Source organism: Tessaracoccus aquimaris (assembly GCF_001997345.1).
In the GTDB taxonomy this organism is placed as follows: domain Bacteria; phylum Actinomycetota; class Actinomycetes; order Propionibacteriales; family Propionibacteriaceae; genus Arachnia; species Arachnia aquimaris.
Genome location: NZ_CP019606.1, coordinates 1,190,353 through 1,211,344 on the forward strand (window position 1 = coordinate 1,190,353; position 20,992 = coordinate 1,211,344).

At 64.3% G+C, this 20,992-nt stretch carries 13 protein-coding genes and 1 pseudogene; 6 read left to right on the forward strand and 8 right to left on the reverse strand.

From position 1 onward, the window contains the following. Positions 1–205: 205 nt before the first annotated feature. The 8 genes from BW730_RS05660 to BW730_RS05690 all read right to left on the reverse strand — a co-directional run bounded on the left by BW730_RS05660 (position 206) and on the right by BW730_RS05690 (position 13,209). Positions 206–1,243 carry an HNH endonuclease gene (locus BW730_RS05660; RefSeq protein WP_077685411.1) on the reverse strand — a complete coding sequence of 346 codons (1,038 nt, stop codon included), beginning with the start codon at positions 1,241–1,243 and terminating at the stop codon, positions 206–208. Beyond that, positions 1,243–4,614, reverse strand: a complete 3,372-nt coding sequence (locus BW730_RS05665; protein ID WP_145952741.1) for a hypothetical protein — start codon at positions 4,612–4,614, stop codon at positions 1,243–1,245. Before BW730_RS05665 ends, BW730_RS05660 begins: the two co-directional genes overlap by 1 nt. Then, a complete protein-coding gene (locus tag BW730_RS05670; protein ID WP_226997088.1) occupies positions 4,607–7,147 on the reverse strand; it encodes a S8 family peptidase in 2,541 nt (846 codons plus the stop codon). The genes BW730_RS05665 and BW730_RS05670 overlap by 8 nt, the downstream gene beginning before the upstream one ends. Beyond that, on the reverse strand, positions 7,083–8,177 hold the full coding sequence (locus BW730_RS05675; RefSeq protein WP_226997089.1) for an AAA family ATPase: 1,095 nt from the start codon (positions 8,175–8,177) through the stop codon (positions 7,083–7,085). The genes BW730_RS05670 and BW730_RS05675 overlap by 65 nt, the downstream gene beginning before the upstream one ends. Before the next feature lie 63 nt (positions 8,178–8,240). Then, the gene (locus tag BW730_RS05680; RefSeq protein WP_077685414.1) at positions 8,241–8,582 is read right to left on the reverse strand and encodes a sulfate permease; all 342 of its coding nucleotides are present in this window, start codon (positions 8,580–8,582) and stop codon (positions 8,241–8,243) included. A gap of 154 nt (positions 8,583–8,736) precedes the next feature. Next, entirely contained in the window at positions 8,737–9,642 is a 906-nt protein-coding gene (locus BW730_RS19100; protein WP_226997090.1) for a hypothetical protein, read from the reverse strand. Continuing rightward, positions 9,639–12,287, reverse strand: coding sequence for a MobF family relaxase (mobF, locus tag BW730_RS05685; RefSeq protein WP_226997091.1), 2,649 nt, complete (start codon positions 12,285–12,287; stop codon positions 9,639–9,641). The genes BW730_RS19100 and mobF overlap by 4 nt, the downstream gene beginning before the upstream one ends. Before the next feature lie 43 nt (positions 12,288–12,330). Next, positions 12,331–13,209, reverse strand: a complete 879-nt coding sequence (locus BW730_RS05690) for a hypothetical protein (RefSeq protein ID WP_077687536.1) — start codon at positions 13,207–13,209, stop codon at positions 12,331–12,333. 532 nt (positions 13,210–13,741) lie between these two features. Here BW730_RS05690 and BW730_RS19105 point away from each other — a divergent pair. The 6 genes and pseudogenes from BW730_RS19105 (at position 13,742) to BW730_RS05715 (ending at position 20,929) form a co-directional block, all read left to right on the forward strand. Continuing rightward, complete coding sequence (locus BW730_RS19105; protein ID WP_269466651.1) at positions 13,742–14,830, forward strand: ATP-binding cassette domain-containing protein; 1,089 nt, start codon at positions 13,742–13,744, stop codon at positions 14,828–14,830. 44 nt (positions 14,831–14,874) lie between these two features. Further along, entirely contained in the window at positions 14,875–15,396 is a 522-nt protein-coding gene (locus BW730_RS19110; protein ID WP_237267988.1) for an ATP-binding cassette domain-containing protein, read from the forward strand. Further along, positions 15,393–16,661, forward strand: coding sequence for an MFS transporter (locus BW730_RS05700; RefSeq protein ID WP_077685415.1), 1,269 nt, complete (start codon positions 15,393–15,395; stop codon positions 16,659–16,661). Before BW730_RS19110 ends, BW730_RS05700 begins: the two co-directional genes overlap by 4 nt. Before the next feature lie 106 nt (positions 16,662–16,767). Then, complete coding sequence (locus BW730_RS05705; RefSeq protein WP_226997092.1) at positions 16,768–17,598, forward strand: helix-turn-helix domain-containing protein; 831 nt, start codon at positions 16,768–16,770, stop codon at positions 17,596–17,598. A 402-nt stretch (positions 17,599–18,000) separates the two neighbouring features. Beyond that, positions 18,001–19,293 (forward strand): annotated as a pseudogene (locus BW730_RS05710) (ISL3 family transposase); the annotation flags it as partial. A 100-nt stretch (positions 19,294–19,393) separates the two neighbouring features. Beyond that, entirely contained in the window at positions 19,394–20,929 is a 1,536-nt protein-coding gene (locus tag BW730_RS05715) for an integrase core domain-containing protein (protein WP_077685417.1), read from the forward strand. The last annotated feature ends 63 nt before the right edge of the window (positions 20,930–20,992 follow it).

Consider the following 20,992-nt stretch of genomic DNA (forward strand, 5'->3'; position numbering starts at 1 on the left):
GGGCATTTCTGTCGGGCTGACAGGATTTGAACCTGCGACCCCCTGACCCCCAGGTGCCAGGCGTACGACTCCCAGGCCACTTGACCTGGGGTTTTGTATTTCACGAGCGTGCTCTGCGCATCACGATTTGCACGGTTTGCTGGCTGTTGGTCACCTGATTGGTCCACTTCACATCCCGGGCCGCGAGACTGCCATGTTCGTCATCTCAACTCGCCGACTTGCGAATGTTGCAGATCAGGTGAGCGAGCACTGAGTTGTCTCGGGTGTGGTCTCCGCCTCTCGACAGCGGCACGACGTGGTCCAAGCTCGCGCTCATGGCGTCGGGATGCAGCACTTCGGGGTCGACCTCCTGTCCACAGATACCGCAAAGCCAACGGTCCCGTTCGTACACCTCCAACGGGTCGAATCGCTCGATGGCCGCTTCCTCCCGCGCCCTCCGTTCATGCTTGGCTGCGTTGCTGCTGACTCGGCGTCGACGATCCATTTCCGCTCGGTAGCGAGCCGAATGCATCGGCGCAGGATAGTGCGGCGAATCGACGGGGGCCGCGGCGTAGCACTCCCAGAAGAAGTAGTCCACGCCGTCGGGCTGTAGGTCCGTAATACGCTCGCGACGCCATTCACACAGCACGCCGTTGACTTGGAAAGTGTGGCTGAACAACTGGCCTTCAAGCCGTTCGCCTCCTGGGGCGTGCGGCCCGATCACCAAGGATGAGTAGTAGCCATCGCTAGTGGCACCGGCAACAAACATGTCGCCGCTCTCGGCAACGGCTATCACGACCCGCGAGGTGAAGTAGTTGTCGGGCATGTCCTGGACGAGGTACTGGGTCAGGATGCCGTAACGCTCGACCACGTCACCGGGGTGCGGACCATATCCCTCCCATTCGATAGGTAGTTCAGGCAAGAGGGCGTCCGGCCGGGTTTGAAACACGCGAGGACCGCTGGTGCGCGGGTTCGGTCGGGGCCCGACAGCTTCGACCGCCGCTGCCACCCCCTCGGCGTCGATGCTCGCGCTGCCCCGTCCGTAGCGGCGGCGCAACAGGCTGTTGCACCGTCCCGAGCACACATGTCTGTCACGTTGAACCCAGTGGGCGCTGGCTGGTATCGGTTCACCACAGATGACGCAGGGCTCGCCACCCTTGGCGCGACCTTCGGAATGTTTCAGCGCCTCATCCATAACGCGGAAGTGAGCGTCTTGATCTGCCATGACGATCAGCCTGCCATCGGTGACGCTCGCGGAGTCCACTACTCCAGGCTGGTTACGGACAAGGCCAGTCCTGCCGCATCACCTGAGGTCTTCGAGACGCGTTCAAGGAGCGGCTGAACGCGGGCGCGTGCGTCTGCCCATCTTGACGTCCAGACGTCTGCGGCAGCGGCAGTATCGATCTGATTGATGGCAGCGTCGAGGACAGCGGCATCCAGGTCATCTGCGAGAGCGATAAATCGCGCTATCCCTGCCAGATCATGGTTCTGAGGCTTCGTAATGGCCGGCACGAGGTCGCCATGCATCTGGCTGAGCCATTGGATTGCCGCGTCCCGATCGATGCCTGCGATGGCGCCTAGATCGGCGGTGAGTGTTCCCCATCCCGAGCCGGCTGGAGCGTGAGTCTCCACGCGAGCCCCTCTGCGGATCGAACGTATGGCGAGGTCTGGGTACTGCCTCACGAGCGCGGAAGGGAACGGCTCAATGTCCTTCTCATGCTCTTCGAGGAACCCGCGCACGACGCCGTTGCCCCGCTCTCCCCAGCTCAGATGGTGGAGCAGGTGCTCGATCGCGCCGAAAGGACGGCCTTCAGGCCATCCTTCCTCACGTGCCTCTTCGACGACACGCAAGAGCCAGTCCGTCGACAAGTTGCTGGCGATCTCGTCCGTAATGCCTGTCGACAGGTACGAGAGCCACGCGAGCAGCAGGTCGAGGTTGTGGAGTTGATACTTCTTCTTGCGTTCCAGCGAGAGAGCAGCGGCGGTCCAGTCAACCGCCTCCATCTCTGAGAGAACGGTCGCGGCTAGTTCACGAAGCCCAGGCTCGGTAGCTTCCATGAATGCCGTGCGAGCGGCGTCCGACTCGTGGGGCTCGCGTTCGTCATCATCATCATCGTCATCGCGTGCGGATGGTGCATCGGCGAGCATGGCTACGAGGATCATCGTGCCGAAGATCCAGTCTGAGAAGTTACTTGCCGCATCCGCGAGGTCATGTTCCATCGCGTCCCGAATCTCACCGGCGCAGGCCTCGAAGACCGTTCTGGCTGTGCGAGGGGCGATGGAGGCGAGCGCGTCGATGAGGTCGTACACCTCAAACGGGTGCGATCGCGAGTCCCTCTCCGACAGCCAACGTGTGAGGGCATCTGGGTCGACGCCGCTCTCAAACTCGTCGCTCCAGGCAAGGAGGTTTCCGCTCCGCCAGTCTGGGCAGAGTTCTTGGATGAGGTGGGTCCAGTCCATCGCCGACCAGCGGGTCCCCGCGACAGAAAGCCGTTTTGCAATCATTCTGGCCGCGGCGGCGCCCCGAATTCTCTCGTAAGCAGCTTCGTGATTTGAACGAAGCCCACTCAACATCCATCGGTAGCCGTTGACTTCTTCGGCTGCCACATACGGAAGCCACTGGATGATGCTGCTCGCAAGCTCATCGGCGGCTGGTTCGGGCAGTTTGAGCAGCCATTCGGAGGCCCAGAGGAGGTTCAGTGCGACGCCGCGGTCGCTACCAGGCGTCGCTGCGAGGCACTGGCGGAGAAGACTCTCGGAGACCTCCTGGTCGAGAATTGAGGTGGCCCACCGGTAGCGGTACGCGTCCATACGATCGAATACTCGAAAAAGCCAAAACTTGCCCGCAACTTCAACTTGGTTGTCGAGAAGGGCTGCACGAACGCCCGCTCGTACTGTGGCCCCGATCCCGTCGGCTTCGCGTTGTCCGAGATTCTGCAAGGCCCGCTCAGCGATCCGGATGTGTGCGGCCCGGACGCGGCCGTCATGTTCGCGGATGAGCTTCTCGTTAGTCAGAAGCAACAGTGCCCGGTCGATGCGATCCACTTGCGGTGCACCCTCCGGACCGAAGCGGGCGCTCGCCTGCTTCGCGGCCACAGAGGCAAGCTCCTCACGTGTAACGCCTGCGTCTCTCGACGTCATCTGAGCTGTGCAGATGAACGCGAGCACCAGGGCGGCGTCAACGTCCTCAACAGCCCGATCCAGTGCACCGACAATACGACGCTCGCCGCCTGACGCCACGAACATGTAGAGCCATGGCTCTGTAGCCGTGCGCGCCGCGAGGTCGAGACGTTGCTCAGGCGTATCCGAGAAGACGGACCATCGCACTCGGTCATCAAGTTGCGTCAGCAACGGGGCGACCATGTCAATGTTGGCTCGGCAGTACTGATCGAGAACTCTTACCGCCTGGGCCGCGAGAAGTGTCTCATCGTCCCGAGTCTCCAGCCGTTCTGTGGAAACCAAGAGGACAGCGTGCGTGTCATCCGCGGACGATTCAAAATCAGCGACCACTCCTCGCTCAATGGCTTGGGCGTCGTCGATCACCGCAAGCACGGGACCTTTCAGACGACGGAACTCTTCTACATCGACAGTTGAAGCAACGCCGGCTTGCTTCAGTTCAACAACCTTCCATCCCTCGCGGTTGAGCCGACGAGCAGCGTGGAATGCCGTGACAGATTTTCCCGTACCGCTAGACCCAGATAAGGTCGCGAACCGCGACGCGAGCAACCGCTCCGCGAGTCGCGGAGCAGCCGGCAGTTCAGGACACGCATCCACATCTGTCGGACGCAGACGCTCTCCCCTCAGCGCCGCCAGAAAGTTCCGACTTCGGAGGAACGTGACGTACTTCCACCCTCTTAGCGGGTCGACGGGCGCAAGTGCTGTAGCAAATGCCGCGAGTGCCCAATCAGCGGTGCCCACGATCGCTCCGTCGCCGGTGGCAGACGGTCCGACGCGGACAACAGGCCATCGCTCTTCCAGCGGTGCAAGCAACGATTCGACGACAGTCGCATCGCTGCCGCTGTAGCCGAGCACCATGAGTGTTCGCGGCCGATCCGAGAGTTCTATGACTCGGTCGAGTACCCCTGCGGGAACTTGGCCGTCCTCGTCCGGAAGCACCCAGTTTCCTTCCGGGTGGGCGGCGTCCCCGTGCGGCTTGTGCAGAAGGCCGGCGGGCAATCCGACTCCGTACATGCGCTCATGGGCTCGCTCGAGGCAGGTATCCCAGTTGTACGAGACCACCGCCTCGACGTGTCCGGTGTTGACGAGACGAGCAATGTCGAAGTGAGCGCTCGACGGTTCTCGGTCAGCATCGAGAGCAACAAAGGCTGATTGAAAGGACAGCCTGGCGGATGGAAACTCTCGAATAAGCTCCCACCCCACCTGGAGAGCCGCGGAGTCTGACGACAGAATTTCTTTCGCGCTTCCTGTGGCGCTCGTGCGTGCCCGCAACTCCGCGAGAGCGTCGGGAACATCTTCGATTGCCTGCCAGATAAGAGGCGGGAGCTGCGCTGTCATGGGGTAGCCACCGGCGGACAAGCCTGCGCCAACGACGACAAAGGCGCCGAAGGACCTAACCATTCCAACCGCGTGCGCGAGCTCTACGTCTCTCTGGACAGCGCTCGTTGCTCTAGCCATTCCCCTGAATTCTCTCGCGCGTACGATCAGAGATCCGCTGTCGGAGCTGCGCGCGAACCTCATCATGGATGGTCGTGGAAGTTTCCTCGGCCGTTTCAACGGAGACCACGAGCGCGTAGCGGACGGTCTTGCCTGCACGGAGCCGTTGGGCATCGTCCATGCATTCGACGTGGATGGGGAACGCGTCTCCGTCGCCGAAGACCATCGTTCGAGTCCCTTGGACGATCTCGTGCTGGAGACTCCCCCGCCTGACCGCGTTGTGCTCGGCGTCCGTTCGGTCTCCGCCGGCGAGGCTGGTATCGGGTGTCGCGAAGTAGACCTTGGCACCTCGATACCTTGTGAGCTGACCCACGGTCGGAACCATGTATGCGAGGGTGATCGTGAAGCGGTGCCACTCCGCTCGCGCGCGAAGGGACGGCGGCAGCGGCAAGTCGTACGTGTGGCGCTGGTTCCGCGCGATCAGTCCTCCGCCAACGAGTACAGCTCTGTTTGTTGCGGCGGTTCCGAGCCGGCTGGCGTCGAGCCGCCCATATCCGAGAAGCGCTGTCAGGCTCCGGCGGGCCTGCTGGTTGCTGAGTCCGAGTTCGCGGCGGAGTCTCGGTTCCCAGTCGCCCCAGTTGCTTGCGTGGGTAAGGAGGGCGCGTACGAGCAGTGGGTGGTATTGCGGATCGGGCAATGCTGCGTCCTGGGCGTCGGGTGCGCCTGCTTCCAGGATGTCGAACAGGCGACTCGCCTCGCGCGTCACCAATGCGGTGGCGTTGCTGGTGCCGACCGTAAACACGGTGTTATTGGTCGCGCCAGCTCGTCCGGGAGCGGCTACTTGGAGGCCAGGGCCCGCGATTGCTGTATGGGCCGGCTCGATGGTGACTGTTTCGTCACCGGGCGTGGTGATCGGGCGGGTGTAGAGCGCCCTTCCGCCGGTGTGGTGGAGGTCCGGCTTGACGGATCGATCGACACCTGGACCTGTCGCACCGTAGTGAGCGGGCGCGCCTGGGTGGGTGATGTCCCAGACGGTGTCGGGCACGTCGATGTCTCCGAGTCCATCTTCGTGAGTGGCGCCAATGGTGAGTGCGTTGAGTGCGTCGCCCGGGGGCAAGATGCCCCGTAGGAGCGCGGCGTCGTAGACGGAACGAGTTGCCGCTGACCGTGCGGCGTTGGAATCTGTAAGGTTCGCGGCGGGGATGATAATCGGGTCGCTGTGGTTGCCTGCGCTCACGATGAAAAGCAGGTTGTAAGAGTGGGCGAGCCAGTCGAGCAGACGTCCGACGGGGCTCATTCTCCTCACGAGGGCTCTCGCTTGGGCACCAATGGAGAGGTTGACGATTCGGACGCTGGGTGCCACTGCTGCCCTTCCCCCTTCGCCCTCGACAATGCGCTTGATGGCCTGGTGTAGGAGGTCGGTGAGGAGTCTGTTGGGGAGGATCTGCTCGTACCCCGCGGCGAACTCGTGGGGCCGCATGATGGGTCGCACGTACAAAGGGCGGTCCAGAGGTTCGCCGCCGATGGAGAGGTCGCCTTGCACGATGAGTGAGGCCATCGCAGTGCCGTGGTTGCGTGATGACAGCGGGTAGCTTTCAGCAAGGCCGTCAGGGTCATCGACCACTAGCCTGCCTGAGAGGGCGTCGTGGTTCGGAAACGGAAGCCCGTCAAGGAGTGCGATGCGCGGCAACCCATCCACTCGATCTCCGGATGGGAGTCGAACTTCGGCGACAGGTTCGAGGGTAGGTGGCGCGACGCTCATGGGCGTGAACGGGCTGACGAACATGACCTCGTCGGTTGTGAGCAGTCGGATGGACGCCGCGCCATTGTTGAGTACGGAATGAACTTGTTGGATAGGAAGTTCCGCGAGCACCGCGTGATAGCCGATGTCGCCGATCTGTGAGTGGTCGATGATTCGTCCACCGCTGGCAGCGATGGTTTGTTCAACGTGGGTCTGGGCGCTGACGCGCTGCACCGCGTCGTGTCGGTACCAAAGTTCGATTTCGACCATGACCGTGCTGAAGGACTGTCCGACGAGGTCGAGGGTTTCCTGCCACTGCTCGCGCAGCCCTGTCTCACGGATGCGGTCCTCTGGACCCCATCGTCGGATCGCGGTCAACTGTTGGAACGCCGACTTGAACTTGCCAAGGCCGTGCTCGAATGAGGCCGATGGATTTTCTTGCCACAGGGTGAACAATCTCAAGAGTTCTTCGATCGCCTTGGCGTTCGACATCACGAGGTACAGGGAGTGCGCGACGGGTTTGTCCGTGCGCCCAGCTTCCCGTTCGGCCATGTAGAAGTCGTCGTCCGGATCGGAGCGGTCCCCCAGCAACTCGGACAGGAACTCAAGACCGTCGATCTGGTCGATCGCGTTGCGGAAGTCCTTGATGCTGCCTGCGAGGTCGAAAACAACCACCAGTGCCGGATCAACTTCGTCGGGGGTTTCCGCGGAGAGACGCACCCGCTCGGCGTCGAACGCTGCGGTCAGGTCACCGAATTGAGGCGCTAGCCGCTCTCCTTGCCTGCCCGCACTGGGTTTGGATAGGCGCGGCATGTCTCGCGGAGTCTGCGTGGGCCGTTCGGCGACGACTGGCGGACCGAATGCCAGGAGCGGTCGGCGCTCCGCGGTCACGCAGTGGCCTGACCGCGCCTGTGCTCAAGACGTTCTTGCACAATCCGCCGTAGGTTACTCTCCGGCAGTTCCAGCACCGCTCGGCGGCGCACGTCGAGAGCAAACTCTTCCAGTTCGGAGTAGCTGGCTCCGGCGAGTTTGTCTGCCAATGTGCGTGGAGTGAAGCCGAGGTCACCGCCGAGCCGTGCGGCGAGCCGTTCGAGGAACCGCGTTGCTTCGGAGCGGCTCGGGGTTCAAGTTCGGCCCGAATCTGGAAGCGCCTCCATGCGGCGCGGTCGAGTAGTTCGCTGTGGTTAGTCGCGCCGACGAAGAGTACGTGCGCAGGGAGGCGGTCTATCTGGAGCAGCAAGGTGGACACGACGCGCTTGATCTCGCCCGTCTCGTGCTGATCTGACCGCTCCTTCGCGATGGTGTCGAGTTCGTCGAAGAACAATACGCATCGTCGCGTGCGCGCGAACTCGAAGGCGTTGTCGAGTCTGGCGGCTGTCTCGCCGAGGAAGCTAGACATGACGCCTTCGTAACGAATCACGTAGAAGGGGAGCATCAGTTCGGAAGCGATAGCCTCCGCAACACTGGTCTTACCGTTGCCCGGGGGGCCGGACAGTAGGAGCCGGTTGCGAGGTTCGATCCCGTAACTGCGGAGCAGCTCAGCGCGCTTCTGCTCCTCAATCAGTTCTGTGACGACCCGCCGTGGAACGGGGGCGAGTTCAAGGTCATCGAGGCGACGGCTGGGGACGACTTCGTGAACCAGGTCTCGAATCGCGGTGGCGCGATCATCGCGGACAAGCCCTTGCCCGGTCGTGGTGATCAGCTCAGAGAGACGGTCCGCCACTAGGTGGTGCTGGTTGGCACGCTCTTCGGCGATCACCGCTTCTACGAGGGTGCGGAACCGATCACGGTCCCCGTGACGCTCGGCCTCAACGAGGTCCAGAAGCAGGTCGGCGCGCGCCATCTCTCGCCTCCCTCAGTTGAGTGCTGACATCCTTCGCCCATCCTACCGGTGGCGGTCATGAGGCTACTGAGCCGCGCCGACATCCACGGCACGATGTGAGCGTGAGACCTCCCTGAGGCGAACACGAATCAACAGGACGAGGCTGATGGGCCCGATGAAGGCGAACTTCAGCGCGTTCCAGATGAACAGCAGCACCAAGAGATGCAGCCACCCGGGACCGCCGTTCTCAGCGAGTTGCGCGCAGATGCTCGCGGCGTACAGGTACGGGATCGCCAGCAGCATCGCTGGGACTCCCCATCGCAGGCCGCGCCTGGTGCGGATTGCGTCGAGCAGGATGTTGGTGGGCATGTAGCGGCGCAGGAAGTACCGGGTGCGAACGCTGAGCGCCCAGATGAGTCGGAACATGGACAGTCCTCTTCGAGGGTTCGGCGACAAGAACCTGAAAGGACCGCCCGTTGCCGGGGAAGGTCATACTGTCGCGAGGAGCGACAGCGCCAATATAGAGGCCGCCTCGACATCTACGATACGACTTCGCGGCGACACCGGGAAGGGCCGGCGATCAGAACGAACGGCCCAGTGGCTCGCGTCCACGTTGCCGCCCCGGCGCCTCTTCCGGGCCTGCTGTGACACTACGTGCCCCGTCGAGCGCCGCCTTCGCACGGGCGGCATCGATCTTCTGCGCGGTCGCCACCGGGGTGGGGCCGAGAGGAGTGTCGTCGGTGATGCCATATCGGTCGCGGTAGGCGGCCACGATGCGGGTATTCCTTAGCCAGGCGTGTCGCTTTGCCTCCGGGCGAGGTGGCGAGCCGAGAGCTTTCGTCCACACGGCTACTTGGCTGAGGGCGCTGTCGAGCACGGCATCGGCTCGCTTTTCGATCAGGTCGCGTCGTTCGTCGAGTGCTTGGCGCATGTCGTGGGCCATGGGACCGCTCGCAGCGGGGACAAGTCCTGCGATCAGCCGCGGCGCCTCGCGTACGCGGCCGGAGCGTGCCGGGCCTGCGGTTGCCCGCGCCACCCGGTGGTGGAGGACCGAGGCGATGTCGTCGGCGTCACCGAATCCCCGCGCCGCCACGAGACGCGGGAGCAAGCGGTCGAGATCGTGATGGTTTGCCTCGGCCCGACGTAGCTCGGCAGTCAGAGCCCCGAACGCATCGGAGTCGACAGCAGCGCTTGCCTGATCTTCTGTAAGACCAGAGTCGCGGATGAGAGCCGCCCAGCGGTCGCGCTGAGCGGCCGCCGCGATGGTCTCGTACTCGGCGGCGAGCTGGGCGACCGAGCCCCACTGTTCGTGTTCGTTGGTGATGGTCTCGTTCGCGGACAGCCCGGCACCGACGTGTTGCAGGACGCCGTAGAGCACGGAACGTGCTGTGGCGTCGGGGTTGTCGCCCGGGTGCGGGGCGGCGTGGTTGTCGTCGGCTCGGTCGAGGACCACATAGGCGTGGTTGGAGCGCTTGCCGCGGGTCATCGAGACGTAGAAGTTCTCCCTCGTCGTGGTCGGCTCCACCAGGACGTGCGCGGTATCGGTGGTGATGCCCTGTGCGCGATGAGCCGTGACTGCGTAGCCGAGGTCAACGTGCTCAGCCACGTACGCAGCCGGGAGCACGATCGCTCCGCCGAAGCGGCGTCCAGTTCGGCGGATGGTGACCGAGCCGTCGTCGCGGACGTCCTTGATGGCCCAGGTGTCGCCGTTGCGGACCCAGTCCTTGCCGTTGCGCAGCCTGCGGTTGTTGCGGCGGGTGATGATCGTGTCCCCGCGCCGGCCATCGTCCCGTCAGCGAGTTCGACTTCTGGGCCTGGCATCAAGGTGCCGTCGAGGATGAGGTCTGCGCGGGCGCGGGTGTTGAGCGCGGTCGCCTGGTCGCGGGTCTCCGCGACCAGCACCGATGCAAGTCCTGACTCTCTGTCAGCTCGCCATGCCGAGTAAGCGGCATCGGTCATCAGATCGGCCTCACCGCCTCGGATGCGGTCGTGGTCGAGGTAGGTGCCGATCACTGCCGTGCGTCCGTGCCGTAATGCGAGTGATGCTGTCTTCTCCCACGCGTTCGTGAAGCGGTGGACGTCAACCAGCTCCGGCGCATCGTCCCGGTCGGCTACCAGGAGATTGAACGCGCCGCCTGCGTCTACGGACTGGAGCTGGGCGAAATCGCCGACCAGCAGCACCTTCGCTCCTGCCCGCTCTGCCAGGTGCGTGATCCGATCTAAGGACAGGGTGCCGGCCAGCGAGGCCTCGTCGATGATGACGAGCTGACATGCGTCAAACGAGGTCCTGTGTACAAGGTGGTTCTGCCACCATTTCGCCGTGTTCTCGGTCTGGATGCCGAGATCGTCTGCCAGCACTTGCGCGGCCACCGCGGACGGCGCGAGTCCGACCACGGACCCTCTGCCGTGTTCGGCTTCCCACGCGCGGCGCAGGGCATTCATGGCCGTCGTCTTGCCCGCGCCGGCGGGACCGACGAGTACGTCGAGCATCCGGCCAGAGACGGCAATCTTCATGAGCGCGTCGGCCTGGTCCTCACTCAGCATCCGACCTTCGGCGTCGGGGCGAGAGGTGATCTTCTCGACCGAACGCACCGAGACCGCGGGTGCCGTCAACGCGCGTGAGCGGTCGAGTAGTCGGTCTTCGGCGGCCAGCAACAGCTCGGAGGAGAACACGGTCGAGTGCTTGGGCCGGAACACGCTGGTTCCATCGACGCGACGGAATGCCGCCGGACTGGTGGCAAGGTCCGGTGGGGTCAGCCGCAGCGACGCCTGTTCGGCAGCGTCAGCAATCATTCCGACGATCGCCTCTCGGTCCTGCATGGACGCGAAGCGCCAGTGCATCGTCTGCCGCGAGGCCTCAGCCATCAGGTTCCATCGCCGCCAGGTCGACCGCTTCTCACCGACGATCTCAACTACCGCGGTACCGAGTTCTTCGATGGCGTCCAACGGCACGTCGTCGGCGCGCAGCAGGAGCGGGCTGTTGTTGCCCGTGAGGTTGCGCGCCCAGGTAGTGGCGTCTTGACCGAGAACGGCGGTGGCGCGCGATCGCCATTCGACAGTGAGGTCAGCCAGCGACCGGACCTCCTTGTCGGGCCGTGTGGAGAGGGTTGCTTGGGCGCGCAGCTTCAGGATCGTCGCCGGGGGTGGCCGCCTGCCGTGTTTGCTCACGTAGTCGGCGATGAGGCGGTCGGTCTCGGTATCAATGTGCCGGGCGCGAGTCGAGAACTCGGCCACCAACTCCTCCGGCACGCGGCTGATCGCCCATGCGGGATTGCGGTCACGACCCCTGTCACGGGCTTCCCACTCGACGCCGAAGGTGCGGGTCATGTGGTCGGCGAAAACGGCCTCGTGCAATTCGGATAGCGCGACGACGGCGGCGTGCATCGGCCGTCCATCGAGGCTCCGCCACTTCCCGTCGAGAGCGGTCTGGACCTTGTTGGAGATGACGACGTGGGTGTGCAGATGGGGATCACCGGCACGGGAGTCGAAGTGATCGAAGGCCGTCGCAACCAGTCCCGTGACATCGACCTGCGCAACGGCTCCGTCGCCGGCGGTTGCACCGGTGCGAGTGGCTGCAACCTCGCGTTCCATGAATGCAACTACCTCAGCAACTGCCGTGTGGTGCGCCTCCCCTATCAACGCCTGCGTCCCTGCATCCGCGACCGCCCACAACGCGGATGCAGACTTCGGAATCGAGAAGGTGAAGTCGAACCCGGCCACCGCCCGTCGCGTCCCGCGCTCGGTCTCCTCGGCCTGGATTTGCGCGACCGCGTCTCCCATTGCACCGGGAGACATAGTTGAGTCGAGGTCTGCGATCCGCGCGTCGATCCGCTCTGAGACGGACTTGTAGGCCGGGAACGCTAACCCGAGGGGATCTCCAGTGATCGGGTCACGGCCCATCCCCATCAGGAGCTGGAGCTGCGCCTCGGACACCCGATCACCCACCGCGAGCTGGCCGCTCCCGAGGGCCGCGACGCCCGACCCAAGCCATCGGCCCGGCGGGGTTCCCGCCTCGGCGTAGTAGCGAGTCAAGGGCGTAGAAAACGATCTGTCGCCGTCTGCGGCGGCTACCGTACGCAGGAGGTACTTGTAGCCGTCACCGGCGGACATCACTCGCATCGAGACCGTCACACGCAGCAGGTGTGCCTGCCCGCGCTTGGCGCTGCCGGTCGCCTCAGGCGGGCAGCCTCTTGCAGGCGAACTCCCCGATCTGGTCCTCGATGAGGAACTCGTCGCCAACCAGGTCCGCGTACATGGCCGCGATGCCTTCCGGTTCGCCCGCGGCTCGGAAGCGGATGCGGTCAGAGTCCGTATGGATCAGATAGGCGCTGCACTCGCACGAAGTCATGAATGCGTAGAACTGCCCCTGGTGCGCTTCTTGCAATAGCGCCGCGGGGTAGTAGATGTCGTGCTTGTGGCACAGCGCCGGGACTTTGATTGCACCGTTCTCGAAGGCGCTCTGCGGGAGGTGAGCTGCGTGAGACCAGGGTTGCAGCCGCACCTCCCCACCCGTTGCGCGCAACGTCCCCCCATCCGCGAGAGCGAGCAGAGACGTCTCCGTGCACGTCTGCCCCACTGGCCACATCACCGACGTTTCCGACGGCCACAACTGTGGCATCCCCAGCTCCGTCTTCGTGTCTGCCTGAAGGCCTGGAGTGGTGAACCGCACGCCGTGCAGGAGGAGCGCCCCGAGGACGATCGTCATCGCGTAGCCCTGGGGCAGCGGCGGCTCGGGAAAGTCTGGGATGCGAACCGTCAGCGGAGTGACGCGTACAGCCGAGAATCCCTTGACTCCCTCGAATCGGCCGACCCAGAACTGGCTGAAATCCAGCGGTTGCACCAGCTCGCGGCGCTCGTAGAGTGCCCTGTACTCCGACGGGGCGAGCCCGTAGCCGTTTTCTCGCTGCTCCTTGCTAGAGAGGAGCATCGCTGTCAGCGCGGTCTTCTGCACCCACGTTGCGATCGCCGCCTGGTCTTCCAGCGCGATCGTCCCGGGCTCGTCGAGGACCAACGGGGTCAGCACTCGCTGCGCAACCGTTTCGAGGTTGCTCATCCACCCGTTGTTACACGAGCCGCAGAAGCTCTTCACCGTTTGCCGGAACGGGGGCTGCTCCCCCATGTCGCGCGGCAGAGCATTTATCGGGCCCGCGTGATGACGCATCGGAGCGAGATCCAAGCCAGTCCTGCTCACCCACTGACCGAAAACGTGCTCGCGAGTCAGGGGCCCCACCGACCCGCAAAAAGCACAAGATTCAGGCATGCACCCATTCTCCGGCACGGGTGCCGCTCCTCGACCTGCAAGAGGCGTGGCAGCTCTGGGCGCGAAGCCGCTTCGGACAGCGAGACCGGCTGCCCGAGACCGCGGGTGCTTCGGGGCGAGCGGAACGGCCCTGGCGAGAGTTCAGCCGTGTCCTGTACACTGATCAGATGCATTTGTACTTCCTGTGACGGCTGAGTAGGCCCACCGCGCTCGTTGAGTAACTCCGAGCCCGCGGCGGCCGCTCGTTCTGACCCTTCCTAGGGTCGCCGTCATTTGCGTACCCGATTGCCTCTCGGCTTCTGGTGCGCCGTATCGAAGGATTCGAATGCTCACCCCTACCAACCGTCATCCGGCGCGCCATCACGCGCAGCTCACTGCCACCGACGTCTCTGTGATGAGGGGCACGATGTCTGTGCTTAATTACGTCAACCTCGTCGTCACGCCCTCATCCCGAGTCGCGATCGTGGGAGAGAACGGGCGCGGAAAGTCCACCCTCCTGCACGTCCTGGCCGGCACATTGCCGCCCGATAGCGGAACTGTGCAACGCATTGGCACTCTTGGTCTCGCCGAACAGGAGATGACAGCTGCCGACGAGAGAACCGTTGGCCAGGCTGTGGCGGACTCAATCGCCGAACCGCTTGCGGCGTTGGCGACATTCGATGCAGCCGCTCGCGCGCTTGCCAACGGAATAGATGGAGCCGCAGAGGAGTACGCCGCCTCGTTGGAACTCGCCGAGGCGCTCGATGCCTGGGATGCCGAGCGGCGCGTGCAGATAGCGCTCGAAGCCCTGGAGGCGGAGACCGACAAGACTAAGTTGCTCGCTGATCTATCTGTGGGGCAGAGGTATCGGGTCCGCTTGGCTTGCCTCCTAGGCGCGGACCATGACTTCCTTCTACTCGACGAGCCCACCAACCATATTGATCGCAGCGGACTCGATTTCTTGACGGCGCAGCTCCGAAGTCGCAGCGGCGGTGTGGTCGTTGTCAGCCACGATCGAGCCCTGCTGTCCGACATTGCGGACACCGTTGTCGATCTTGACCCGACACTGGATGATCGCCCGCGCATCTACGGCAGCGGTTACTCCGGATACAGGGAGGGGCGCCAAGCCGAACGCGTCCGGTGGGAGCAGGATTACGACCGCCAGCAAGCCGAGCATGCCCGCCTGCAGGAGAGCCTTAGCGCCGCACAGAACAGGCTCGTCTCGGGATGGCGTCCGGAAAAGGGCACCAATAAGCACGGCCGCGCAACCCGCGCCGGCGGGCTCGTGCAGAACGTGCACCGGCGCCAGGAAGTCCTCGAAGCTCACGCCATTACGGTCCCGAACCACCGCAGCTCTTCCGGTTCCCCGACCTTCCGACAAGGACCGGGGCCGTCCTCATTGATGTTGACAACGTCAGTGTCGCAGGGCGGCTGACCGAGCCGGTTTCGTTCTCGCTCTCACACCGTGGCCGCCTCGTGGTGACCGGACCGAACGGCGTCGGCAAGTCGACGCTGCTGAGCATCGCCGCTGGCGATCTGAGTCCGGACACCGGAACTGCTCGGTGTCCTCGTGGAACGCGGCTGGGCTACCTCCGCCAGGAAACTGCCCTGCCAGAGGACCGGAGGGTCAGCGAGCTATATGCCGCGCACGTCGGCGAACTCATCGCCGCAGGCGTCATGGAATCCTCGGAAGCCATCGGCCTCTCACAACTCGGTCTCCTGCGTCCGCGTGAGGCGAGCAAGCGCGTGGGAGAGCTGTCGATGGGGCAACAGCGCCGACTTGATCTGGCCCTCGTGCTCGCGACACGTCCCCACGTGCTGCTGTTGGATGAACCCACCAATCATCTCTCCATTGCGCTCGTTGAAGAACTCACCGAGGCTCTCGGCGCAACTCAGGCGGCCGTCGTTCTCTCGACGCATGATCGGCAGCTCCTCCGTGACGTGGAGGATTGGCCGAGTCTTCAACTGACGGCGTCGGTCGATCGCGAGGCACTCGTATGAGCGAGAAGAAGTTCGACCGGATGCGTGCCTTGCGGCCTCTGGCGACTCGGGACTACCGCCTTCTGTTCGCTGCGGTGGGCATCGAGGTTTTCGGAACGGGTATGTGGACGATCGTCATGGTCTTTCAAGTGCTCGCGCTTGATGACAGTCCTCTTGCGCTCTCCGCGGTCGCAACAGGCATGAGTCTCGGCCTGTTCGCGTTCTCGATTCTCGGCGGCGTGGTCGCGGATAGATTCTCCAAACGCCGAATCATCATCACCGTTCAGGGCTGCACCGCCGTCGTTATGGGTATGGTGGCCGTTCTATCGCTCACCGGAACGATCGAGCTGTGGCATGTCGGCGTCGCCTCGTTCGCGATGGGCGCCGGAAGCGCGTTTTTCTATCCGGCGTACAGCGCGTACTTGCCAGAGGTACTTCCGGCAGAACAACTCCTTGCTGCGAATGGACTCGAGGGCGCACTACGCCCATCGATGGGTCAAGGGCTCGGCCCCGCTCTCGGGGGAATCGTCGTCGGTCTTTTCTTCCCTGCCATCGGGGCGGCAATCGTCGCGGGTTCGTACTTGGTTGCATTCGTCATCACTCTGTTCCTCAGCCACCGCGACGAACCAGTTCGCGGCACATCGCCCGAGGAGCGTGCGAGCATCTGGGGAGACCTCCGTGCGGGAGTAAGTTACGTGTCGCGCACGCGCTGGCTGCTCTGGACGCTGATTTTCGGTTCCTCACTCGCGCTCATCATGCAGGGTCCGATCGAGGTGCTCCTGCCCTTCCTTACCCGCGACCGATTCGAGGACGCCGAAGCGACTTTCGGATTCCTCCTCGCTGCATACGGGATCGGCGGGGCGGTCGGCTCGCTCGTCGTGTCGTCGCTGAAACTCCCGCGTCGCTACCTCACGTTCATGATCGTCTGCTGGGGCGGGGGCACGCTTCCTCTCGTGGCTATCGGCGTCGCCAACAACCTGATCCTGATGCTCGGAGCGCTGTTCCTTGTCGGCGCAACGACGGGAGCCGGGGTCGTTGTCTGGGGGACGCTGCTTCAGCGACTCGTGCCGCTCGACATGATCGGCCGAGTCGCGAGCCTCGACTTCTTCGTCTCGATCGCGTTCATGCCGGTCTCGATCGCTATAGCCGGCCCCCTTTCGCTCCTCATACCCATCCCCACGATCTTCGTGATCGCAGGAGTCATCCCACCAGTTCTGGCGCTCATCGCGCTGATGGCTGGGCGCATGCGAGAAAGCGAGGTACGGCACCCCCTGGACGCTCACTGAACAGCGACCGGTGTCTCACGAGACGACTCGGGAGGTCGGCTTCGAGCCGTTAGTGGCTCGAAGCCGAACGATCCATGCCCCCATCGCCCCCGTCGCCTACGACTGTGTGAAGTTGATCTTTGTTCGCGATGGCTCCGCGATTCTGTTTAGCGAATTCGGCGAGAAACCAGTCAAGGTGGGCGATGTCGTGGCCCTCGCGGCAAACACTCTGTGCGGAAGCGACCCTGAGGGGTCGATCACCGTCACCACCCTGTACCTAGATCGCGACTACATCGTCGACCAAGTGTTCTGGCAACACGCCGCGCTGCTTGCGGACCGGCTCGACGCGCAAGGTTTCACTGACGAGCTGTACTCCGAGCCCGCCCAGATTTTGCACCTTGGCGAGAACCGTGCAGGGATGCTCATGCCGTGGTTGGACGAGTTGGTGGCGCTCAGCATCAGCGGTGCATCATCGGATCGGTTCTTCCGGATGCAAGCCCTGCTTTTCGCGGTGCTCGACGTGACCATTCCGTATGTGAAAACCACCTCGGTGCGCCGCACGCCCAGCCAGCGGAAGACCTCCCGCCGGCCCGGTCCCCCGTCGCTTCGTCAGTTCGCGCCTTTGCGCGCTGAAGCTCGGCAGGCGCTGGAATTGCTTCGCGACCGGCCCGACGAGCGGTGGACTCTTCAAGATCTCGCATCTGCCGTGCATTTGTCGCCGTCGCAACTCGGACGTGTCTTCGTGGATGCCTACGGCAAGACGCCAATGACCTACCTATCGACAGTGCGCGCCGAGAACCTGGCGCGACTGCTACGGGAGACCGACGTACCTGTCGAAACCGCGATGCGCCAGGTCGGCTGGCTAAGCCGAGGCCATGCCTCCCGAATCTTCCGCGAGGCCGTCGGAGTAACGCCGGTTCGATACCGGCAGCTCAGTCGGGACAAATTCAGAGAGTGAGCAGTGATACACATCTGCGCATGTGAGGTACGAGTATCCGCATCTCACCCGCGCCTCCGCCCGGAGGTAGCCGCTCGACTGGTAGTCCAGATAGGACTCGTTGGGTTCACCGCCGCGCCCGACGGTCGCAACGCTTGTTTCGCTGTCCGTCTCTCGTTACTGGTGGTCCCGGCGTACCTGTTGGTCACCGAGCCCGATCGGCCCGGTGCTCAGGGTATCGGGAGGAGACCAGGCCATGGCCAGAACGCGGGAGCAATCCCAGGAGGCGCGGGAGGCAAAGCGGCTCATCGCAATCGGGGGTGTAGGCGGGGTGTGAGCAGGTCCGGCGCGTCGGTGCCGGGGTGAGGGTCGAGGCCTCCCGAGGATGGAGGTTCTCACACCGAACATCTGGAAGACCTCGACGTGCCCGACGCTACCTTCGCTGCCCCTGACCTGACCACCTTCTGCCGGCTCGACGAGCTGGGGCTCGTCGCTGTTGGTCAACGACTCGAACCTGGACGGGCGGTCATCGCCTGCCGGGTTGTCGATCCGGACGACTGGTGCCACCGCTGCGGCCAGCACGGTCTGTTGCGTGACACGGTGGTGCGGCGGCTCGCTCACGAACCGCTCGGCTGGCGGCCGACCGTGCTGGAAGTGCTCGTCCGCCGGTACCGGTGCGCCGACTGCGCTCATGTGTGGCGCCAGGACACCGCGAAGGCGGCCGAGCCCAAGGCGCGGCTGTCGCGCCGCGGGCTGCGGTGGGCTCTGGAAGGGATCGTGGTCCAGCACCTCACCGTGGCCCGGGTCGCCGAAGGCTTGGACGTCAGTTGGAACACGGCGAACGACGCGGTTCTCGCCGAGGGTAAGCGGGTGCTGATCAACGACCCGGCACGGTTCGCCGGGGTCACCACGATCGGCGTGGATGAGCACGTGTGGAGACACACCCGCCGCGGTGACAAGTACGTGACCGTGATCATCGACCTGACGCCAGCAAGGACGAACAGCGGACCGGTCAGGTTGCTGGACATGGTCGAGGGCCGCTCCAAGAGCGTGTTCAAGACCTGGCTGTCCGAACGCGACCAAGCCTGGCGCGACCAGGTGGAAGTGGTCGCGATGGACGGCTTCACCGGCTTCAAGACCGCCACCACCGAAGAACTGCCTGACGCGGTCGCGGTGATGGATCCCTTCCACGTCGTCCGCCTCGCCGGCGACGCCCTCGACAAGTGCCGCCGCCGGATCCAGCAAGACCTCCACGGCCACCGCGGCCGGGCAGGCGACCCGCTCTACTCGGCGCGCCGGACCCTCCACACCGGCACGAGCCTGCTCACCGACAAGCAGAAGAACCGGCTTGATGCCCTGTTCACCGACGATGACCACGTCGCCGTCGAAGTCACCTGGGCCGCCTACCAGCGAATGATCACCGCCTACCGCGAACCCGACCCTGCCCGTGGCCATGGCCTGATGAAGCAACTCATCGCCAGCCTCAGCAGCGGCGTCCCGACCGCGCTCGTCGAACTCCGATCCCTCGGCCGAACCCTGAAACAGCGAGCCGCCGACGTGCTTGCCTACTTCGACCGGCCCGGCACCAGCAACGGCCCTACCGAAGCGATCAACGGTCGCCTCGAACACCTCCGCGGCAGCGCACTCGGCTTCCGAAACCTCACCAACTACATCGCCCGCAGCCTGCTCGAGACCGGAGGATTCAGACCCCAACTATGTGAAGTCTCACGACATCGTGGCCGGTTCTGTCTCGGGACATCGTGGACAGTGAGTCTCACGACATCGTGGGCACTGGGTGCGGGTGGTTGGTTTGGGCATGGATTTCAACCACGTGCCCGCGGACGTGCGGTGGGCGATCGCGAACTGGCCCGATGATGCCGAGCGGGGTGCGGTCACGCGCTTCTGCGAGCGGCACCAGATCAGTCGGGCGGTGTTCTACAAGATCAGACGCCAGGCCGGTGAGGTCGGTCCGGTCGGCGCGACAGAGCCGGGCTCACGCCGCCCCCATCACAGCCCGAACCGGACCGACCAGCAGGTGATCGAGCACGCGCTGGCCGTCCGAGCTTGGCTCTCCGAGCAGGGGCTGGACGCCGGCCCCTTGTCAGTGCTGGCCAGGATGCGCCGACAGGGGCTGAACCCGCCCTCAAGGGCTACACTCGCTCGTGCGTTCGCTGCCGCTGGCGTGTCCAAGCCGGAACCGCGTAAGCGGCCGCGGGCGGCGAACCGCCGGTTCGTCTACCCGGCCCCGAACTGCTGTTGGCAGATCGACGCGTTCGCCTGGTCACTGGCTGATGGCACCAGCGTGTCGATCCACCAGGTCATCGACGACCACTCCCGGCTCGCCACCGCAAGCCTCGTCGCCGACGGCGAGACAGCCAAAGCCGCTGTGTTGGTCGTGTCTACCGCGATCCGCCGCTGGGGCGTCCCGCAGCGGCTGCTGTCCGACAACGGATTGGCGTTCAACCCCACCCGCCGCGGCTTCACCGGCAAGCTGGTCGACTACCTGCTCGACCTCGGGGTCAAGCCCATCACCGGCAAACCGGACCGGCCGACAACCCAGGGCAAGAACGAACGGTTCCACCAGACGCTGCAGAAGTGGCTCAACGCCAGGCCACCCGCGAAGACGATCGAGGCCTTGCAAGCACTGGTCGACCAGTTCGACCAGTACTACAACAACGAACGAGCCCATCAAGCACTCGACGGCAAGACCCCGGCCGAGGCGTGGGCCGCTACCCCGGCGGCACCCGAACCGACTCCTGAACCCCGCCTCCCGCAGATCCCACCCTCGGCGCGCGCCACGACCACACCGTCCTCCACCGAGACGGCCATGATCGCTACCAGAACGCGGCTCACCCTCCACCCTGCTACAGGACAGGCCCTCGTCAAGGTCAGACCCAACGGCCAGATCAAGACGCTCAGCTGCCTGTTCTACGTGGCCACCAGCCGGGCCGGGCAGCATGTCCACGTGACCTGGACCCCAGCCGCAGTAGAGATCATCGACCTCAACGGCGAGGTCATCAACACCTACCCTCGACCCGCGACCACCGGCATGTACTACGGGCCACGCAACCCCCAGCAGGGCACCCCGATGAAGACCACCCGCCAGAGCCCCTCCGCCGGGATCAGCGGGACCGCCATGCGCACCGTCACCAAAGGCGGCTACGTCGGAGCCCTCGCCTCCAAGTTCTACGCCGGCTACAAACGCCGAGGCGAACACGTCACGATCAGCTGGGATGCCGACACCGTCACCATCACCGACGCACAAGGACACACCATCGCGACCTACGACAAACCGACCACCCGCCACGGCTGGCACGGACCCACCCAGAACCGACCGTCCACGAAGTCATGAGACACCCAACCGTCAACGAAGTCCCGAGACACAACCGGCCACGATGTCGTGAGACATCACATT

Bases quoted from the DNA above. Each gene is read 5' to 3' on its own strand.
- BW730_RS05700 (WP_077685415.1), top strand. From the start codon at position 15,393: ATGAGCGAGAAGAAGTTCGACCGGATGCGTGCCTTGCGGCCTCTGGCG.
- BW730_RS05670 (WP_226997088.1), bottom strand. From the start codon at position 7,147: ATGCCGCGCCTATCCAAACCCAGTGCGGGCAGGCAAGGAGAGCGGCTA.
- BW730_RS19105 (WP_269466651.1), top strand. From the start codon at position 13,742: ATGCTCACCCCTACCAACCGTCATCCGGCGCGCCATCACGCGCAGCTC.
- BW730_RS05680 (WP_077685414.1), bottom strand. From the start codon at position 8,582: ATGTTCCGACTCATCTGGGCGCTCAGCGTTCGCACCCGGTACTTCCTG.
- BW730_RS05675 (WP_226997089.1), bottom strand. From the start codon at position 8,177: ATGGCGCGCGCCGACCTGCTTCTGGACCTCGTTGAGGCCGAGCGTCAC.
- BW730_RS05690 (WP_077687536.1), bottom strand. From the start codon at position 13,209: ATGAGCAACCTCGAAACGGTTGCGCAGCGAGTGCTGACCCCGTTGGTC.
- BW730_RS05665 (WP_145952741.1), bottom strand. From the start codon at position 4,614: ATGGCTAGAGCAACGAGCGCTGTCCAGAGAGACGTAGAGCTCGCGCAC.
- BW730_RS19100 (WP_226997090.1), bottom strand. From the start codon at position 9,642: ATGACCCGCGGCAAGCGCTCCAACCACGCCTATGTGGTCCTCGACCGA.
- BW730_RS05715 (WP_077685417.1), top strand. From the start codon at position 19,394: ATGGATTTCAACCACGTGCCCGCGGACGTGCGGTGGGCGATCGCGAAC.